The 17,728-nt window shown below is 39.3% G+C and carries 15 protein-coding genes; 5 read left to right on the top strand and 10 right to left on the bottom strand.

Going from position 1 to position 17,728, the window contains the following annotated elements; genetic code table 11:
* Positions 1–16: 16 nt before the first annotated feature.
* Entirely contained in the window at positions 17–1,441 is a 1,425-nt protein-coding gene (gene pdxR / locus MKL35_RS17285) for a MocR-like pyridoxine biosynthesis transcription factor PdxR (protein ID WP_032011647.1), read from the bottom strand.
* Between the two features lie 111 nt (positions 1,442–1,552).
* On the opposite strand from pdxR, the gene MKL35_RS17280 reads away from it, so the two are divergent.
* Both MKL35_RS17280 and MKL35_RS17275 read left to right on the top strand, forming a co-directional pair.
* Positions 1,553–2,329 carry an aldolase gene (locus tag MKL35_RS17280; RefSeq protein WP_032011648.1) on the top strand — a complete coding sequence of 259 codons (777 nt, stop codon included), beginning with the start codon at positions 1,553–1,555 and terminating at the stop codon, positions 2,327–2,329.
* A gap of 15 nt (positions 2,330–2,344) precedes the next feature.
* Positions 2,345–3,223, top strand: a complete 879-nt coding sequence (locus MKL35_RS17275; protein ID WP_270914283.1) for a dihydrodipicolinate synthase family protein — start codon at positions 2,345–2,347, stop codon at positions 3,221–3,223.
* A gap of 42 nt (positions 3,224–3,265) precedes the next feature.
* On the opposite strand, the gene MKL35_RS17270 is transcribed toward MKL35_RS17275, so the two are convergent.
* Positions 3,266–4,087: a TorF family putative porin gene (locus tag MKL35_RS17270; RefSeq protein WP_032011650.1), complete on the bottom strand. Its 822-nt coding sequence runs from the start codon at positions 4,085–4,087 to the stop codon at positions 3,266–3,268.
* 962 nt (positions 4,088–5,049) lie between these two features.
* Here MKL35_RS17270 and MKL35_RS17265 point away from each other — a divergent pair.
* Complete coding sequence (locus MKL35_RS17265) at positions 5,050–6,369, top strand: OprD family outer membrane porin (protein ID WP_016803666.1); 1,320 nt, start codon at positions 5,050–5,052, stop codon at positions 6,367–6,369.
* A gap of 107 nt (positions 6,370–6,476) precedes the next feature.
* Here MKL35_RS17265 and ppa read toward each other — a convergent pair whose 3' ends face one another.
* A complete protein-coding gene (gene ppa / locus MKL35_RS17260; RefSeq protein ID WP_002048945.1) occupies positions 6,477–7,004 on the bottom strand; it encodes an inorganic diphosphatase in 528 nt (175 codons plus the stop codon).
* A 127-nt stretch (positions 7,005–7,131) separates the two neighbouring features.
* Positions 7,132–7,530 (bottom strand): MAPEG family protein, encoded by a 399-nt coding sequence (locus MKL35_RS17255; RefSeq protein ID WP_002048944.1) that lies wholly within the window; start codon positions 7,528–7,530, stop codon positions 7,132–7,134.
* Between the two features lie 106 nt (positions 7,531–7,636).
* On the opposite strand from MKL35_RS17255, the gene MKL35_RS17250 reads away from it, so the two are divergent.
* Positions 7,637–8,020 (top strand): hypothetical protein, encoded by a 384-nt coding sequence (locus MKL35_RS17250; RefSeq protein ID WP_032011652.1) that lies wholly within the window; start codon positions 7,637–7,639, stop codon positions 8,018–8,020.
* 41 nt (positions 8,021–8,061) lie between these two features.
* Here MKL35_RS17250 and MKL35_RS17245 read toward each other — a convergent pair whose 3' ends face one another.
* The 6 genes from MKL35_RS17245 to MKL35_RS17220 form a co-directional block, all read right to left on the bottom strand.
* Positions 8,062–9,741, bottom strand: a complete 1,680-nt coding sequence (locus tag MKL35_RS17245) for a long-chain-fatty-acid--CoA ligase (protein ID WP_031956157.1) — start codon at positions 9,739–9,741, stop codon at positions 8,062–8,064.
* 297 nt (positions 9,742–10,038) lie between these two features.
* Entirely contained in the window at positions 10,039–12,258 is a 2,220-nt protein-coding gene (gene parC, locus MKL35_RS17240; protein ID WP_033854509.1) for a DNA topoisomerase IV subunit A, read from the bottom strand.
* Between the two features lie 153 nt (positions 12,259–12,411).
* Entirely contained in the window at positions 12,412–13,731 is a 1,320-nt protein-coding gene (gene niaP, locus MKL35_RS17235; protein ID WP_032011654.1) for a niacin transporter NiaP, read from the bottom strand.
* A gap of 82 nt (positions 13,732–13,813) precedes the next feature.
* Positions 13,814–14,458 (bottom strand): trimeric intracellular cation channel family protein, encoded by a 645-nt coding sequence (locus MKL35_RS17230; protein WP_000927792.1) that lies wholly within the window; start codon positions 14,456–14,458, stop codon positions 13,814–13,816.
* Between the two features lie 45 nt (positions 14,459–14,503).
* Positions 14,504–14,971, bottom strand: coding sequence for a YchJ family protein (locus MKL35_RS17225; protein ID WP_032011655.1), 468 nt, complete (start codon positions 14,969–14,971; stop codon positions 14,504–14,506).
* A gap of 71 nt (positions 14,972–15,042) precedes the next feature.
* The gene (locus MKL35_RS17220) at positions 15,043–16,635 is read right to left on the bottom strand and encodes a TerC family protein (RefSeq protein WP_031956152.1); all 1,593 of its coding nucleotides are present in this window, start codon (positions 16,633–16,635) and stop codon (positions 15,043–15,045) included.
* Positions 16,636–16,961: 326 nt separating this feature from the next.
* Between MKL35_RS17220 and MKL35_RS17215 the strand changes: the two genes are divergently transcribed.
* On the top strand, positions 16,962–17,585 hold the full coding sequence (locus tag MKL35_RS17215; protein ID WP_032011656.1) for a TIGR00730 family Rossman fold protein: 624 nt from the start codon (positions 16,962–16,964) through the stop codon (positions 17,583–17,585).
* The last annotated feature ends 143 nt before the right edge of the window (positions 17,586–17,728 follow it).

Raw genomic sequence — 17,728 nt, 5'->3', positions numbered from 1 at the left:
ATTATGTGTCCGCTATTCATTTATTTCTATTAAAAATATTGTTTAAGTTTTCAATTAAAGTCGTAATTTCTTTCTCTGATAAAGCTGCAAAACCAAAGCGAATACTACGATTAGGGTGTTCTTCCTGTTTAAACTTATGTTCTGTATCAATGTTGAGTTCTTTTAACTTTATGAGCTGTTCTTGGGTAAATGTTTTCTGAAATTTCACCCACAAAGCCATTCCACCTGCAGGTGGTTGTATTTGAATACTTTGAGCAAAAACTCGTTGAAACTCAGCTAAGGCATGATCGCGACGTAACTGATAAATCTTTTTCATTTTACGTATGTGTCGTTTGATCTCTCCTCTCTGCATTAAATCCGCTAAAGCGAGTTCCGTAATATTATTGCCCTGCCGGTCAATCAATAAAACATCTTCAGTAATGGAGTGAATGATGGGTGGAGCTGCCACGATGTAGCCTAACCGAATACCAGGTGCAAAAACTTTAGACAATGAGCCCACATGAATGACTAACTCAGAGTGAGGTAAGCTCGCTAAGGGTGGCATAGGCCGACTGTCATAGTGGAATTCATGGTCATAGTCATCTTCAATAATGTAAAACCCCCATTTTTTTGAAAGCTCTAAGAGTTGAAGACGACGACTCATTGGCATGGTAACGGTTGTAGGGTACTGATGATGTGGCGTTGTATAAATGGCAGCAACAGAATGTTCTTGTAAAATCCGTTCCAAATCTTCAATAACAATACCTTGCCCATCTAATTTGACAGTAACAACCTGAAAACCATTTGACTGAAATGCCTTAAAAGCAGATGGGTAATACAGCTCTTCAACGACAATGACGCCTTGGCGGTTTGGTAACGCGCGCGATGCAAGAAAAATTCCCATCTGGCTTCCACGTACAACACAGATCTCATCTTCGGCAACATTCATAAAACGTTCCATCGATAGCATTTGTTGCAAGGCTTGTCTTAACTCAATCATTCCTCTTGGGTCACCATATCCCATGTACTGATTTTGCGTAATTTTAATGAGTGCATGCCGATAGGCCCTCGAAAATAATTCGTATGGAATAAGCCTCGGATCTGGCACACCATCATTATGTGGACGTTGAATCACTTCTTGAATAATTGGCTTCTCATTAACTTTTAGCTCAGATACTGACTCTATTTGAAGCTGTTTTTCTGGCAAAACATCTGCCACAAATGTGCCTTTTCGAGGGCGAGTCACTAGCCATCCTTGTGCCTCTAATTCCTCATATGCCGCTTGTACCGTTTTCCGATTAATTCCTAGTTCTTTTGACAAGCTACGAGACCCCGGTAGCATAGTTCCCTGTACTAAACGCCCATTTAAAATTTCTTGGCTAATCAAGTTAGTAAGCTTTAAAAAAACTGTTTTTTCTTCTCTCTCATCGATACGAAAATGTACTTGCCAAGGTCTTAACATATTCGCCCCATCTGGACCATATAACTTATAGAAACTGGATGTATTGATTCATCCAGTTATTTTCTATTCTGCCTTCACCTACTTAATTTGGTCAACTGGACTGGAGAAGAGATGAAGACTGCTTCTGTAAACAAACAAGAGCTGATGCAACATGCACAGCAAGACATGCAAAAGTGGATTAGCGACTCAAATTTAACTGATCGGCAAAAGCTTGCACTTACTTGTCGTATTTTATTTGATCATGGTCATGATGCTGGTTTAGCGGGACAAATTACTTGCCGTAGTGAAAATAAAGAAACTTTTATTACTCAGCGTTTCGGATTAGGTTTTGATGAAATTACTGCTTCAAACTTACTTGAAGTAAATCAAGATCTAGAACCCATCAATCAAGAAGGAATGGCAAACTCAGCCAACCGTTTTCACACTTGGATTTATAAAGAACATCCAGAGGTGAATTGCATTATTCACACACATCCCACCCATGTAGCTGCTTTATCTATGCTACAGATTCCACTCATGATTTCTCAAATGGACGTCTGTGCACTTTACGAGGACTGCTCATTTGTAGGTCATTGGCCAGGTGTTCCTGTGGGTAATGAAGAAGGCATTTTGATTTCCTCTGCTCTGGGTAAAAACCGCGCTGTTTTGTTGTCTCACCACGGCCAACTGGTCACAGGAAAAACCATTGAAGAAGCATGTAACTTGGCTCTTTTAATTGAACGCGCAGCCCAACTGCAACTACTGGCAATGTCTGCCGGGCAAATTCAGCCTATCCCTCACAGTCTAGCAACAGAAGCACATGACTGGGTATCTACCGATAAACGCAACAAAGTGAACTTTGCTTACTACGCACGTAAAGCTTTGAAAAACCATTCTGACTGTATTTAAAAAGAGACTTCGACCATGAAACTAAACGGCATTATTGGCTACCCTGTTACTCCATTTTCTGATGACAACACCATTAATCTTCCTGTTCTAAAACAAATGCTGAATTTGCTTATTGAAAATGGTTGCGATGCAATTGCACCTTTAGGCAGTACAGGCGAAAGCGCTTATCTTGAATGGGATGAATGGTGCTTAGTCGCAAAAACTTCAATTGAAAGCATTAATAAGCGCGTGCCTGTCATTATTGGAATTTCAGAACTCACCAATGATCAAGCCATCAAAAAAGCCCAGATCGCGCAAAGCTATGGTGCAGATGCACTTATGGTGATTCCTGTATCTTATTGGAAACTAACTGATCAAGAGATTTTTGAATATTATCAAGCGATTGCTCAGGCCACGAGTTTACCGATTATGGTGTATAACAACCCTGCAACCAGTGGCGTTGATATGTCTCCAGAGTTAATTGTGCGTATGTTTAACAACATCGCAAATATCACGATGGTAAAAGAAAGCAGCGGCGATATTCAGCGCATGCATAAAATTTATGAACTATCAAAAGGTGAACTTCCGTTTTATAACGGTTGTAATCCTCTAGCTTTAGAGGCCTTATGTGCGGGAGCAAGCGGTTGGTGTACAGCAGCACCAAACTTGCTAGGTCAACAACCTCAACAGCTTATTCAACACGTCAAAAATGGTGAATTAGAGCAAGCTCAGAAGTCATTTTACCAACAACTTCCTGTCCTACGTTTTATTGTAACTGGTGGTTTGCCTAAAACAATTAAAGCAGGTTTACAGTTAAAAGGTATTTCTGCGGGGTCACCACGTCAGCCTTTGTCTAAAGCCACGAATATTGAGCTTAATCAGTTAAAACAACTACTTTCTGAAATAGAAAACTAATAAAAAAGCGGGTTGATTTTCCCGCTTTTTTACAACATAAACTTAGAAAGTTTTAGTTAAACTAAATACTAGGCCAGCGTCATAAGGCTTTTTCTGAGCATCAGTCATACCAGAAGTACTCACATCGGTACCCACTACGTCTAATTCAGCCAAAATACCTAAAATGTTACGGTTTACACCAACTTTATAATCAATATAGCTGTCGTCTGTACCAGGGCCGCCCGCAACTACGGCTAAAGCCTCTTTATTTTTGAATTTGTTATAACCAACTGATGCAAGTCCAGTAAATCCAGTGTTTGCAATTGGTGCCGAATAACCTACGTTAAAATACCAGAACTGTTTAGAGTTCGCCCAGTAGTCATTTGAATAGTTAACGCCCACACTGAGCGCATCGCCTTTAAATAAAGAATCGGCAAACGTTAACTTACCGTAAACTTCATTAAAATCTAATCCATTTTTGCCATCGTAACCAATACCGTTACGGTCAAAACTATGCCCCGAACCAATATAACCATAATGGATCACACCTACATCATAAGTTGGCGCAAGCTTATCGGATAACTTTAACGTATTGGTATAACCCAAAGCGATATCTGTTTCAGTTGAGTTACCTGTTACACCAAAATCAACACTTGAACCCCAAAGCGATAAATAAGCACCTGATTTATGAGAAAAAGTAAAACCACCTTGAATGGCAGGGTTATTTGAAGATTGTGTAACACCACGGAAACGATAATCTGTGGTTGCTGCTACGCTACCTGTTGTCGTGATTCCATAGAAAGATGGAGCACTTTCAGCCATAACCATGGTTGAACCTGCTGTGAGTACGCCGACTGCTACTGCTTTAAGTGCAAATTTCATCATTTTGATCTCCCCCACAATGAACGCACGATTTAATTGAATTAAACAAATTTTGTTACTTAAGCTTTAGCAATTGCTGTGCCAAGTCCATATTTGGTATCGCTGGGCTGCATAAGTTTTGAAATCAAATTCTTTTTAAAATGAAAATATTGCCTAACGCTCATAGAAATATATTTATAAAAAACAAATATATAGAATAGATTTATTACAAATCTAAAAATACTCAACATAGAAAAACCCCTTATCGGAAATTAGTAACCGAGGTAAGAAGTATTCCTTTGATACGCGTAAATTTTCTATTTAGATCTAAAGTTGAGATATAAAAAGTATGTAAATTATTGAAGGCGGTAGATGAAATGATCTGTGATTGAGCATTTTTGCTTACTTCATTTCTGTATTTATTTCTGAGTTAAAGTCGATGAACTATTTTGGGTCTTTTTTAGGCACCCATATAAATAAAAAAAGTACTGCACAGAATTTATGCAAAATATCGCACTAGATTTGATCAGTTCAATTAAATTCTATTGGCTTATTATAACAATCGGTTCATATACAGTACTTCTAAAAATAATGTTATACAGTAACACTTTATAAGTAGGCTTAAAATAAATCGTTGAAAAAATCAACTCAAAGCAAGGTTAAAAAGTAAACATATCCAGCAAAAAAGGATAAAAAATGAACACAAGAATCACGTATTTTTTGAAGTTTGACTATAAAATAAATGGTAAAAATCAACTAAAAAATAAATTACTTTTTTTATTTTAAACAATACATTAAGTATAAAAGGCTATGAGTAAATTTACTAAATAACCGGTAGCACATTAATCAATTTCTGCATAGCATATATAAAATAAAATCAACAAAAATATATCTTTTTTATAGATTACTTATACAATTGATGGAAATCCTAGGCCCTGAACTATAACAAGGCACAGGATTTATCGTTTTTATGAGGTTCTTTAAATATGCTAAATGCACAAAAACTTACATTAGCAGTTCTCATTTCTGCGGCAATAATTTCCTCAGCTCAGGCAAGCGAGCAAAGTGAGGCAAAAGGATTTGTTGAAGATGCGAACGGTTCTATTCTCTTCCGTACAGGTTATCTAACTCGCGACAAAAAACAAGGCGCGAAAGATACTAGTTCATTTGCTCAATCGGCAATTGTAAATCTTGAATCTGGCTTTACCCCTGGTATTGTTGGTTTCGGTGTAGGCGTTGTTGGTGACGGTTCATTTAAAATCGGTGAAAATAATAATGCCGGTAACCAAATGATTCCTAAGCACAATGATGGTTCAGCTTACGATCATTGGGGCCGTGGTGGCGGTAGCGTTAAAGCTCGTTTCTCAAATACGACTGTACGTTATGGTACTCAAGTACTCGATTTACCAGTTTTAGCAAGTAACACTGGCCGTATGGTTCCTGAATATTTTACAGGTACTTTATTAACAAGCCATGAAATCAAGAACCTTGAATTAGTAGCTGGTAAATTCACTAAAGACCAAATGTCTGATCAAATTAATACCGATGCCGATGCGTCTGGCAGAGGTCTTGATCGTGCAATCGTTTGGGGCGGTAAATATAAGTTTAATGACAACTTAAATGCATCTTACTATGGCTTAGACAGCAAAAATGCACTTGAACGTCATTACGCTAATGTGAACTTTAAACAGCCTTTAACAAATGACAGCTCATTAACTTATGACTTTAGTGGCTACCATACTAAGTTTGATGCAAATGCACATACTTATTCAGCGACTGGAGCTGTAGCACCAAATTATGGTAACACTGGTGTAGCTGGTGAAGAAAAGACCAACAACATTTGGGCAATTTCAGGAACTTATGCTACTGGTCCACATAGTGTGATGCTTGCTTACCAACAAAATACTGGTAATGTTGGTTATGACTATGGTCAAAATGCTGATGGTTTCCAAAGTATTTATTTACCAAACTCTTATATGTCTGATTTCATCGGTAACCACGAGAAATCTGCACAAATTCAATACAACGTTGATTTCGGTAAATTAGGTGTATTACCTGGCTTGAACTGGACAACTGCATTTGTATACGGCTGGGACATCAAAGTTCGTAATGTAACTGACGATGCTCAAGAGCGTGAATTCTTTAACCAAGTGAAATACACAGTTCAAAGTGGTTTTGCTAAAGATGCAAGCCTTCGTATTCGTAACTCTTACTACCGTGCGAGCGATGCTTACCAATCTAATGCGTACATCGGTGATACAAACGAATGGCGTATCTTCCTTGATATCCCTGTGAAATTATTCTAATTCATAGATCTATCAAGCATAAAAAAACCTACCTCTGGTAACACAGGTAGGTTTTTTATTGAGTCTAGAATATCAATTGAGACACACTAGACTCATAAAATCAGAACTTATTTTTTTGCAGCTTCGATTGCTTTCAATACTTCAGCTTTAGCAACGTCCGCACCTTCCCAACCGCTGATTTTTACCCATTTGCCTGGTTCTAAATCTTTATAGTGGCTGAAGAAATGCTCAACTTGGCTAATCAACAATGGAGGAAGATCTGTATATTCCTTCACGTCTTTGTAAAGTGGAGATAATTTCTCATGTGGAACCGCGATTAATTTCGCGTCGATACCACCGTCATCTTCCATGTTTAATTTACCCACTGGACGGCAACGAATTACAGAGCCAGCAGCAACAGGATGTGGAGTTACAACAAGTACGTCTAATGGGTCGCCATCTTCAGACAAAGTATTTGGTACATAACCATAGTTTGCTGGATAGAACATTGCTGTGCCCATGAAACGGTCTACAAACAATGCATCAGAATCTTTGTCAATTTCATATTTAATTGGCGCTGCATTTGCAGGAATTTCAATGATGACATAGATGTCATTTGGTGCATCTTTACCTGCTGGGATATTGCTGTAACTCATATCAATACTCTTTCGTTATGAAGTCAGATGTAAAATCCACTCGATTATAACGTGGATATCATCAAAATGATGCCGATTATACAATGCGCACACGCGAAAGTTGATATGAATGGTGACAGAATGACACTCAAGTCAACTTAATTGTCACGATCAACAAGAATATTGGGCATAACAATGATAAAAACCAGACAATCGAGCGTAAAGTTGCCCAATTACTCAAGTAACAAATGCCATAAATCACGCGCAAAATAATATATGCCCAGCCCAGTCTCAAAATAAAGTACTCAGGCACCACCATATATTCAGCCATCAGAATAGCTGTTAAAAATAAAGGTAAACTTTCAAAACTGTTTTGTTGTACTGCATTTGCCCGAGCAGCGATCCCCTTTGTATTAGCAAGAAAATCTCTTGGGTTCTGATTATCAGAGGGCTGAAAACCACCCTTAAATTTTGCAATTACGGTAAATGCGTATGGCAGCAAACATGCCACTAAAATAATATAGATAATGCTGCTGATGCCGTGCATAGTGCCATCCATCACTGAAAATACTGTTGATCATGCTATCATAACTCATCGTTTTTACCTGAAATTTTATGCAATCGCATGTCATCACTGATTTATAGGGCTATGTATGCAACAACCTGATCAAAAAGAATTGCTCGAGGTCTTAGAAAAGCAAAAGAAGAACCAGCTTCAGGTAGATCTTATCTTCAAAATTGTATTACCCATTGTCGCTTTTTTACTGAGTGTGATTTGCGCGAATTTCAATTGGCAATCGACACTGGGTACCTTTGTCATTTTGACAATCACTTTTATTGCAGTGGGTGTCAAAAGACTTCCTTTATGGCATTGGCTCATTGTAATTATCGTGTATTGTCTGATAGATAATTACCTTAGTTATGGCCAACTTGACTTGTCTCACTTACGCCTACAACTCGGCACAATGATTGTTTTTGTGGGTATGGTTGGAATCGGCCGTCCTTATGTAGACCGCTGGTTTATGAAAAGCCACTAAATAAAAAAGCGCCCTACGGCGCTTTTTTTAATCACTAACGATTAAGCAGGTTTACGTAGATCTTTACGTAAAATTTTACCTACATTTGATTTTGGTAATTCATCCATAAACTCAACATAACGAGGACGTTTATAACCTGTTAAGTTTTCTTTAGCAAAGTTCAAAATTTCTTCTGTGGTCAAGCTTGGATCTTTTTTCACAATAAAGAGTTTTGGTACTTCACCTGATTTTTCATCTGGAACACCAATTGCAGCAACTTCCAACACTTTTGGATGTTTAGCAATAACTTCTTCAATTTCACTTGGATAAACGTTAAAGCCTGAAACCAAAATCATATCTTTTTTACGGTCTACAATTTTTGTATATCCACGGCTGTCCATTACACCAATGTCACCAGTACGGAAGAAGCCGTCAGGTGTCATCACTTTAGCGGTCTCATCTGGACGGTTCCAATAGCCTTTCATCACTTGAGGACCACGGATGGAGATTTCACCTTGTTCACCTAAAGGTAATTCTTTACCGTCATCATCTAAAATAGCAACTTCTGTTAAAGGTAATGGAATACCAATCGTGCCGCTAAATTCAGTAGAAGCTGGAGGGTTTGCAGTCGCTACCGGAGAAGTTTCTGATAAACCGTAACCTTCAATAATGGTAGTGCCAGTAATTTTCTTCCAAGCTTCTGCTGTAGAAGGTAAAACTGCCATACCACCGCCCATTGCCATTTTTAAATTGCTATGGTCAAGTTGTTTGAACTCTTCATTATTTACCAAGGCATTAAACAATGTATTTACTGCTGGGAAGAAAGAAGGTTGGTATTTACGTAATTCCTTAATCACGGCTGGTAAATCACGCGGGTTCGGAATCAGGATATTTGCCTGTCCTTTGTACATGCCGTACATCGCACAAACCATGAATGCAAAAATATGGTAAAGCGGTAATGCACAAACGATACGATCGCCTTTAGCACCATCATTTGCACCAAATTTACTTTGGAAAATACCGTCACACTGTAAAAGGTTAGCAACCAAATTACGATGCGTCAGCTCAGCACCTTTTGAAACGCCTGTTGTACCACCCGTATATTGAAGCACAGCAGTATCACTTAAAGTTAAAGTCGGGCGTTTATAATTGCTTGGGTTTTCTTTATTTAATGCGCTATTAAATTTAACATGGCCAGGAATATTCCAAGCTGGAATTTGTTTACGCACTTTACGTAAAACAAAGTTCACTAAAGTACCTTTTAGTGTACCTAACATGTCTCCAACAGAAGCAACTACAACATGCTTGACTGGAGTTTTACCTAAAATACTTTGATAAACACTCGCAAAGTTTTCAATAATGACGAGAACTTCAGCACCTGAGTCATTTAACTGATGTTCAAGCTCACGTGCTGTGTATAGCGGGTTAACATTCACTAAAATCAAGCCAGCACGGAAGACTGCCAATGCCACTACCGGGTACTGCAATACGTTTGGCATCATTACTGCAACACGCGTACCTTTTGCTAACCCCAAGTTTTGCAAATAGGTCGCGAACTTACGGCTTGCAAGTTCCAACTCGTTAAATGACATGGCTTTATCCATAAAGATAAAGGCATCACGAGAACCAAATTTTTGGAAATTACGCTCAAAAATATCAACAAGTGAGGTATTTTCTGCAGGCAATGCTACTGTTTCTGGAATCCCTGTCTTTTGGTATTCTGCAAACCAAATCTTTTCCATAATGCCATTATCTCCGATTCGTAATCCTTAGTAATAACTGTTATTCAATGCCCCAGCTATTCTTTAGCTTCTTGGTGCCAGAACATATTTAAAACTTATTGGCACATTCATGACACTTTCGAACAAGATTATGAGACAGAAGTTTTGACAATTTGACCCTGCCAAATTTTTTGCATGGAGTACAAATTATGTACTCCAAATTGCTGCCCTTTTAATCATTATTCCATACCAACAAGTTCAGTTCACTGCTTGAACTTGTTGCCATATATAGCGTATTTATGTTGCCAGACGCTAGCTTTATCTCTGAATCAACAGTTTATTTGCTTTTTGATATCCACGTGGTAAGAGCTGACCTTTCGAAGCACGTTTACCCATGTATTTTTGTAGATCATCACCTTTTAATTTGAGATGTTGTTGACCTGCAACCACCTGAATTATTTCATCTAAGTTCAGGGTTGTCATGGATAAAATTTGCTCTTTGGCTTCAAGTTGTATCAACTTATTACCTTTACCTTTATTTAAATTTGGCAGCTCGGCCAAATCTAAAATTAACAAACGCCCTGCCGAGCTCAGTACAGCTAAATGCGTCATGTTTTGGGCAGAAATGAGTGGTAGAGCTTTTGACTTCTCTGGTACCGTTAAAAATGTCTTACCGGCTTTCGCAGTGGTATCTAATTGCTTAGTTTGAGTTTTAAAACCGTAACCTGCGGAACTTGCAGCAATCAACTCAGACTCATCATCATCTAAATAAACCTGAATAAACGACACACCACTTGCTGGAGAAAGCTTAGAACTTAATGGATCCCCCAAGCCTCTGGCTGAAGGTAAATTGCTAATCGGTAAGGCATAACTACGCCCTGTTTCATCAAGGAAATAAACTCGCTGATTGGTTTTACCGACAGCATGACTTAAATATTGGTCCCCTGCGCGGTAGTTCAGATTTTCAGCATCAACATCTGCACCTTTTGCCGCACGGACCCAGCCAGCTTCAGACAACACAACTGTTACCGTTTCGGCTGGCATTAAATCCTGTTCTTTAATTTGAACCGCTTCAGCACGTGCGACAATTGGAGAACGGCGCTCATCACCGAACTTTTTCGCATCTTCTTTTAGTTCACCAATAATCAGATTTTTTAGAGATTCAGGATTTTCGAGTTGTTCACGAATAATGGCAGCTTTCGCCGAAAGCTCATCTTGTTCATGACGGATTTCCATCTCTTCAAGTTTTGCCAAATGACGTAATTTAAGCTCTAAAATTGCTTCGGCCTGTATCTCATCAATATTGAAGTGTTCCATCAACACTGGTTTAGGCTGATCTTCTTCACGAATAATACGAATGACTGTATCAATATCGAGATAAGCAATTAAAAGACCTGCCAAAATATGTAGGCGCTTTTCAATACGGTTTAAATGATACTGCAAACGACGAGTTACCGTTTTTTTACGGATCTCAATCCATTCCAGTAAAATACGGCGAATCGATTTAACTTGAGGTCGGCCATCTTCGCCAATCATATTTAAATTGACACGATAGCTTGATTCTAAATCGGTGGTCGCAAATAAGTGACTCATCACTGCTTCCGCATCAATACGGTTAGAACGCAGCACAATCACGAGTCGTGTCGGGTTTTCATGATCCGACTCATCACGCACATCAACGACCAATGGCAGCTTTTTAGCCTGCATCTGGTCAGCAATTTGAGTAATCACCTTAGAACCAGATACTTGATATGGCAGCTCAGTAATCACAATTTCATGTTTTTCAACAGAATAAACCGCTCTCATGCGGTAGCTACCACGACCAGTCGTCTGGATTTTAAGTAACTCTTCTGGCGGAGTAATAATTTCAGCTTTGGTTGGTAAGTCTGGAGCCGGAATATATTCAGCTAATTTTTCATCTGAGGTTTGTGGATTACGGATTAAGGCAATCGTTCCTTTTACCACTTCACGCAAATTATGCGGTGGAATATCGGTGGCCATACCCACAGCAATACCAGTTGTACCATTGAGAAGAATATTAGGTACACGTGCAGGTAAAGTGATCGGTTCTTTTAACGAACCATCAAAGTTATCTTGCCATTCGCTGGTGCCCTGACCTAATTCGCTCAGCAACAATTCACTATAGGCTGAGAGTTTGGCTTCAGTATAACGCATCGCAGCAAAAGACTTAGGATCATCTGGTGAACCCCAGTTCCCCTGACCTTCAATTAAAGGATAGCGATAGCTAAATGGCTGGGCCATTAAGACCATGGCTTCATAACAAGCCGAGTCACCATGTGGATGGTATTTACCCAGTACATCACCCACTGTACGCGCTGATTTTTTAGGCTTACCACTATTTTTTAAGCCTAGTTCGCTCATAGCATAGACAATACGGCGCTGTACAGGCTTTAAGCCATCACTGATATGCGGCAATGCACGGTCCATAATGACGTACATGGCATAATTCAAGTAAGCCTGTTCAGTAAATTCGGCTACAGAGCGGTTTTCTGTCGCATGATGCGCAAGGCTGGTCATAGTCAGCTTATCTTCCAAATCAGTCGTTATTTTAAGTGTGTATTATGCTAAGTGGGCTATGTTACAGACACAAGAGGGACTCTGTCACCTGAGCGTCAAATTGTGTCTTATCTCTCTATATTTTTAGTTACTTGCTATAAAGTTAGGCAAAAACTATAGCCCGATCGACTCTAACCTTTTACCTTGAGTCTCTTCACCTAATACCAAAATAACTAAGGCCACAGCAAGTAAAACAACAGTAAACATCATAAAAACGTGATTAAACCCGTTTTTGGCGACCATCATATGTGTCACGACCATTGGCGCGACAATGCCACCAATACGCCCCATTGCCGATGCCCACCCCGAACCAAAGGCCCGAATGTTGGCTGGATATTGTTCTGGTGTGTAGGTATATAACACTCCCCATGCACCCAAATTAAAGAATGACATGAGACAGCCCCAAAACATAATGCTATTTACAGTGTCGGCTTGTCCAAAGAAATATGCCGACAAAGCACAAAAACCGATAAATGCCGCAAGTGTGATTTTTCGACCTAAACGCTCGACAAACCACGCGGCCGCCAAGTAGCCCGGTAACTGCGCCAAAATCATAAGCAATACATATTCAAATGATTTGACAATGTCGTAACCTTGTTTCACCAATAAACTCGGTAACCACGTGAAGATACCGTAATAGGAATAAACAATACCAAACCAGATCAGCCAGAGCATTAGACTTCTGCGAGCAAATTGGCCACTCCAGAGCTGTTTAAATGAAACTTTTTGTCGCATCGCCACAGGCACGACTTCAATATGGTGAACAATTTGCACACCTGCTTTAGCTTCTAGTTTTTGTACAAGTGCATGCGCTTCTTCAATACGACCACGGTTAATCAAATACGGTATCGACTCAGGGACTTTTTTCCAAATCACTAAAATATAAATAAGTGGAAGACCGCCCACAAGAAAGGCAATATGCCAGCCAAATTTAGGAATAATAAAATAAGAAATAAGTGCTGCGACTAGCCAGCCTAATCCCCAAAAGCTTTCAAGCAGAACAATAAACCGTCCACGAACATGAGCAGGAACATATTCACTGACCAATGTAACTGCTACAGGTAACTGTCCACCTAGCCCTAGTCCCACAATGAAACGAAAAATTAATAGCCACTTCAGATCTGGAGCAAAAGCACATAAGGCAGTCGCAATACTATAGATGGCCATAGTCATCGCAAATACAGTTTTTCGGCCAAAACGATCTGCCAAGGCACCAGAACAAACTGCACCTATGGCCATTCCCACAAAGCCAATACTGACAATCCAGCCACTTTCAACTGGCGTTAATGACCAGTCTTTAACAAGGGTCGTCATAATAAAAGCGATAATACCGGTATCCATCGCATCAAACATCCAACCTAAGCCCACTACCCATAAAAGCGTGTAGTGAAATTTGCCAATTGGAAGATTTTGTATACGTGAAACCAGATCCATAGGAACAACTCTACTGGAAAGAATAAGTGGACAAGACCATATATAGAATTGTTATATCATGCCCACATGAAGTTCTGCATGATTAATGTTCGTCGGTTGAAGAAGCCGACTCTGCATCATCATCTTTATAAATAAATTTAGGCATTTCCAAACCAAAATAAATGGCAATTAAACGAAGCGTAAAACCAAATACCAAGGTTGAAATAACAGTAAGTTCTAGACTTAAACCTAAGTCTAGACAGACCCAATAGCAAATAACGGCAACAAAAGAAATACTTGCATAGAGCTCACGGCGGAAAACAAACGGGACATCGTTACATAAGATGTCACGTAAAATACCACCTGAAACTCCCGTTAAAACGCCTGCTACAGCCGACACGACAAAGCCATGTCCCATTTGTAAGGCAATCTGGCAACCAATAATGGTAAATCCAATCAAACCTAAAGCATCGAGTACCAAGAAAATGTTATGTAAATGGCGCATCCATTTGGCAATAACGATAGTAACAAATGCAGCACAACACGTTAAAACTAAATACTCAGGATGTTTTACCCACGTTAAAGGATAGTGTCCAAGGAGTACATCACGTACAGAACCACCACCCAAGGCCGTCACACAGGCAATCAGTACAACACCGAACCAGTCCATACTCCGTCGTCCAGCAGACAATGCACCAGTCATGGCTTCGGCAGTAATCGCAATAATATAAATAACGGTGAGTAACATTGCCCTTTCCTTCAGGCCAAACGGTGGGCGTATTTTAAGATAAAGTTATAGGAATTGTGCACAGCATTGCTTAAATTTTTTTCCTGAACCACAGATACACGGTTGTTTCATGGTGACCTGCATATCGACCGTTGGATCAAGGAAAAACCATTGCTGCTGGTGATATACAAAATGTGAAACTTCATGATGGATTTGAGCACTTTTTCCATCGTGATAATGAGCCTTAAACTCGACCTGTGCATGAGTTTTGTCTAATTTTTCTTTGGCCTGTATGACTTCTAAACCGAGCCATTGATTTTGTTTACTCCATTCGGCAATCCCCTCTTTATCAAGAACAGCTTGCTGACCTAAAGCCGTCGTTTGCACAATATAATCGATTTGTTGCAATGCAAAAGCGCTATAGCGTGAACGCATAAGCTGCTCTGCGGTAAGTGCTTTTGCTGTGCCTAAATGTAAAGGCTCACAACATTCTGAATAGCTACCTTTTCCACATGGACAAGATTGTTGGGTCATTCGATACTTCTCAAATAAAAAATAGCTCAAAGTTGAGCTATTTTATGATGTTTCTAAATTTGGAACGCAATTTAATCTTTCGTTTCATCTTGTTCGATAGAAACAATATGAACTTTCTCGATCTTGTGGCCTTCCATGGTTACAACTTCAAAGCGATAACCATCCGCTTCAACAGTCTCACCATTTTCAGGTAAGCGACCTAAATGGAATAACAAATAACCCGATAAAGTAGAGTACTGTTCACTTTCATCTACCAAATCACGACCGAGTAAAAGCGATACATGGCGAATATCGGTTGAACCTTCAAGTATTAACGAACCATCTTCTAAGCTTTCAGCTGCTGCATCTAGTTCATCTTCATCAGGGAACTCACCCGCAATTGCTTCTAAAATATCAATTGGTGTCGCAATACCTTCAATTGAACCATATTCATTTAGAACAATCGCCATTTGCAAAGGAGCCTGACGTAATTGTTCCATCACCATAAGCACTTGAGCATTTTCATGCACAATGACTGGCTCACGTAAGTACTTTTGAAAATCAACAACGCCTGTTTCAATGAAGCCATTTAGAACTTTATGCGTAAGCGCGATACCTTCAATATTATCAAGTTCACCACGAGCAACAATTAAACGTGAATGTGTCATCGACATTAAACGTTCTTTCAAAACTTCTGGTTCATCATCTAAGTCAATCCATTCAAGCTCAGGTCGTGGAGTCATCACCGACTTTACTGGACGTTCAGATAACCCAAGTACGCCTTGTACAAGCACACTATGGTAAGCACCATTTTCTTCATCAAAGACTTCATCGGCAAAAGCTTGAGTAGCCAATACATCTTCTTTATCAGCCGTTTGAGCGTCTGAAGTAGAACCGCTATTTTTACTGCCTAACATACGTAAAACCGCAGAAGCTGTGCGATAACGTAAATCTGTAGTCGTCACTAGCTTTTCTTGATTGCGACGCATGGTTTGGTTGATCATTTCGACTAAAATCGAGAAACCAATCGCAGCATATAAGTAACCCTTCGGAATATGGAAACCAAAACCTTCCACCACCAACGAGAAACCAATCATCATTAAGAAGCCAAGACACAGAATAACGACTGTTGGGTGCTTATTTACAAAGTCCATGAGTGGTCTTGAAGCCCACAGCATAATACCCACAGCAATCACAACAGCAACCATCATGATTGAAAGCTCTTTGACCATACCTACAGCAGTAATTACGCTGTCTAGTGAGAATACGGCATCAAGCACTACAATCTGGACAATCACCATCCAGAACGCAGCATGAACTGGATTATCTTCTTTATGGAGCTGTTTACCTTCCATGCGCTCATGCAATTCCATGGTGCCTTTAAATAACAAGAACACACCACCGAATAACAAGATCAAATCACGGCCAGAGAATGGATGGTCAAAAATATGGAAAAGTGGTTGGGTGAGTGTCACAACCCAAGCAATTGAAGCTAACAGAATAAGACGCATTCCCAAAGCGAGTATTAAACCCACTATACGTGCCTTAGTACGTTGTTCTGGCGGTAACTTTTCAGCCAAAATAGCAATAAAGACGAGGTTATCGATCCCTAGTACGATTTCAAGAACAATTAATGTAGCTAAGCCTACCCAAGCAGACGGATCAGACATCCATTCAAAGATCATTGATCCTGCTCCTGTGCTGGGTGGATTTTATCTTTATTGGGCAACGCAACAGGCGTGCCTAGACAAAGGGGGAATAATGTTTTTTTAGGACAAGAAATTAAAACGGAGCGACTACAACCACTACCCATATTTGTTCATATGTTGTTAAACGAATTTTCAGTATAGGCAAGATTTAACATAAATTCATCATTTTTATTTGATCATTATATGTATTCACCAAACCCATACAAAACATGAATCTTTCCTATAAAACTGCTTATAAAGTTGTCATATTTTTTGCTTAGTGTAGACAAGAAATATGAACGTGATAAGGTGAAAATAAAGCAATGAATAGCGTATTAACAATGGCAGTAAATGATTCACCAATAACATCTGTAAAAACAACACAACCTCTTATTGCATTATATTGTGGCTCACGAGTAGGAAATAACCCGATTTATCGCGAAAAGGCAATTGAATTAGCCAGCGGAATTGCTGAACAAGGTTTTGGTTTGGTCTACGGCGGTGCCAGCATTGGTCTAATGGGACAAGTTGCAGAAAGCGTACTTGCGCATGGTGGAGAAGCTGTAGGTGTCATTCCTGAATTTATGCTTGATTATGAAGTGGCTCATGCTGGATTGACCGAACTGCATGTGGTCGAAACCATGCATGAACGTAAAGCCATGATGGCAGAACGTGCGAGTGCTTTTATCGCACTACCTGGTGGTTTGGGAACATTCGAAGAAATTTTGGAAATTGCGACGTGGGGTCAACTCAATCAGCATCAAAAACCTATGATTTTATATAACGTAAATGGTTTTTATAATGCATTAATTGCTCAGTTAGACCATGCTGTACAAGAAGGCTTCCTCCCTCTTCAGCATCGAGCTAAATTAATTGTATGTGAAGAAATCGATCAAATTTATAACGTCATTAAAAATTTAAAAATGCCAAAAAGATTTGTTGTGTAAACTCTCTTATCTCAATAAAAAAGCGGTTCTTCCGCTTTTTTTGTTTTAACTATTTTCACCGTTGTCTTCAAAAGCAATTAGATTTAGTAAAGGGGTACTCAACATTGCCTTACTCTTTTTACTTTCAATTTGTTTTACACTAA

Origin of the sequence: Acinetobacter sp. AOR41_HL, assembly GCF_027854645.1 — a bacterium.
Classification (GTDB): Bacteria; Pseudomonadota; Gammaproteobacteria; order Pseudomonadales; family Moraxellaceae; genus Acinetobacter; species Acinetobacter nosocomialis.
Note: the sequence above shows the minus strand (reverse complement) of the source record. Positions and strands in the feature narration are given on the sequence as shown.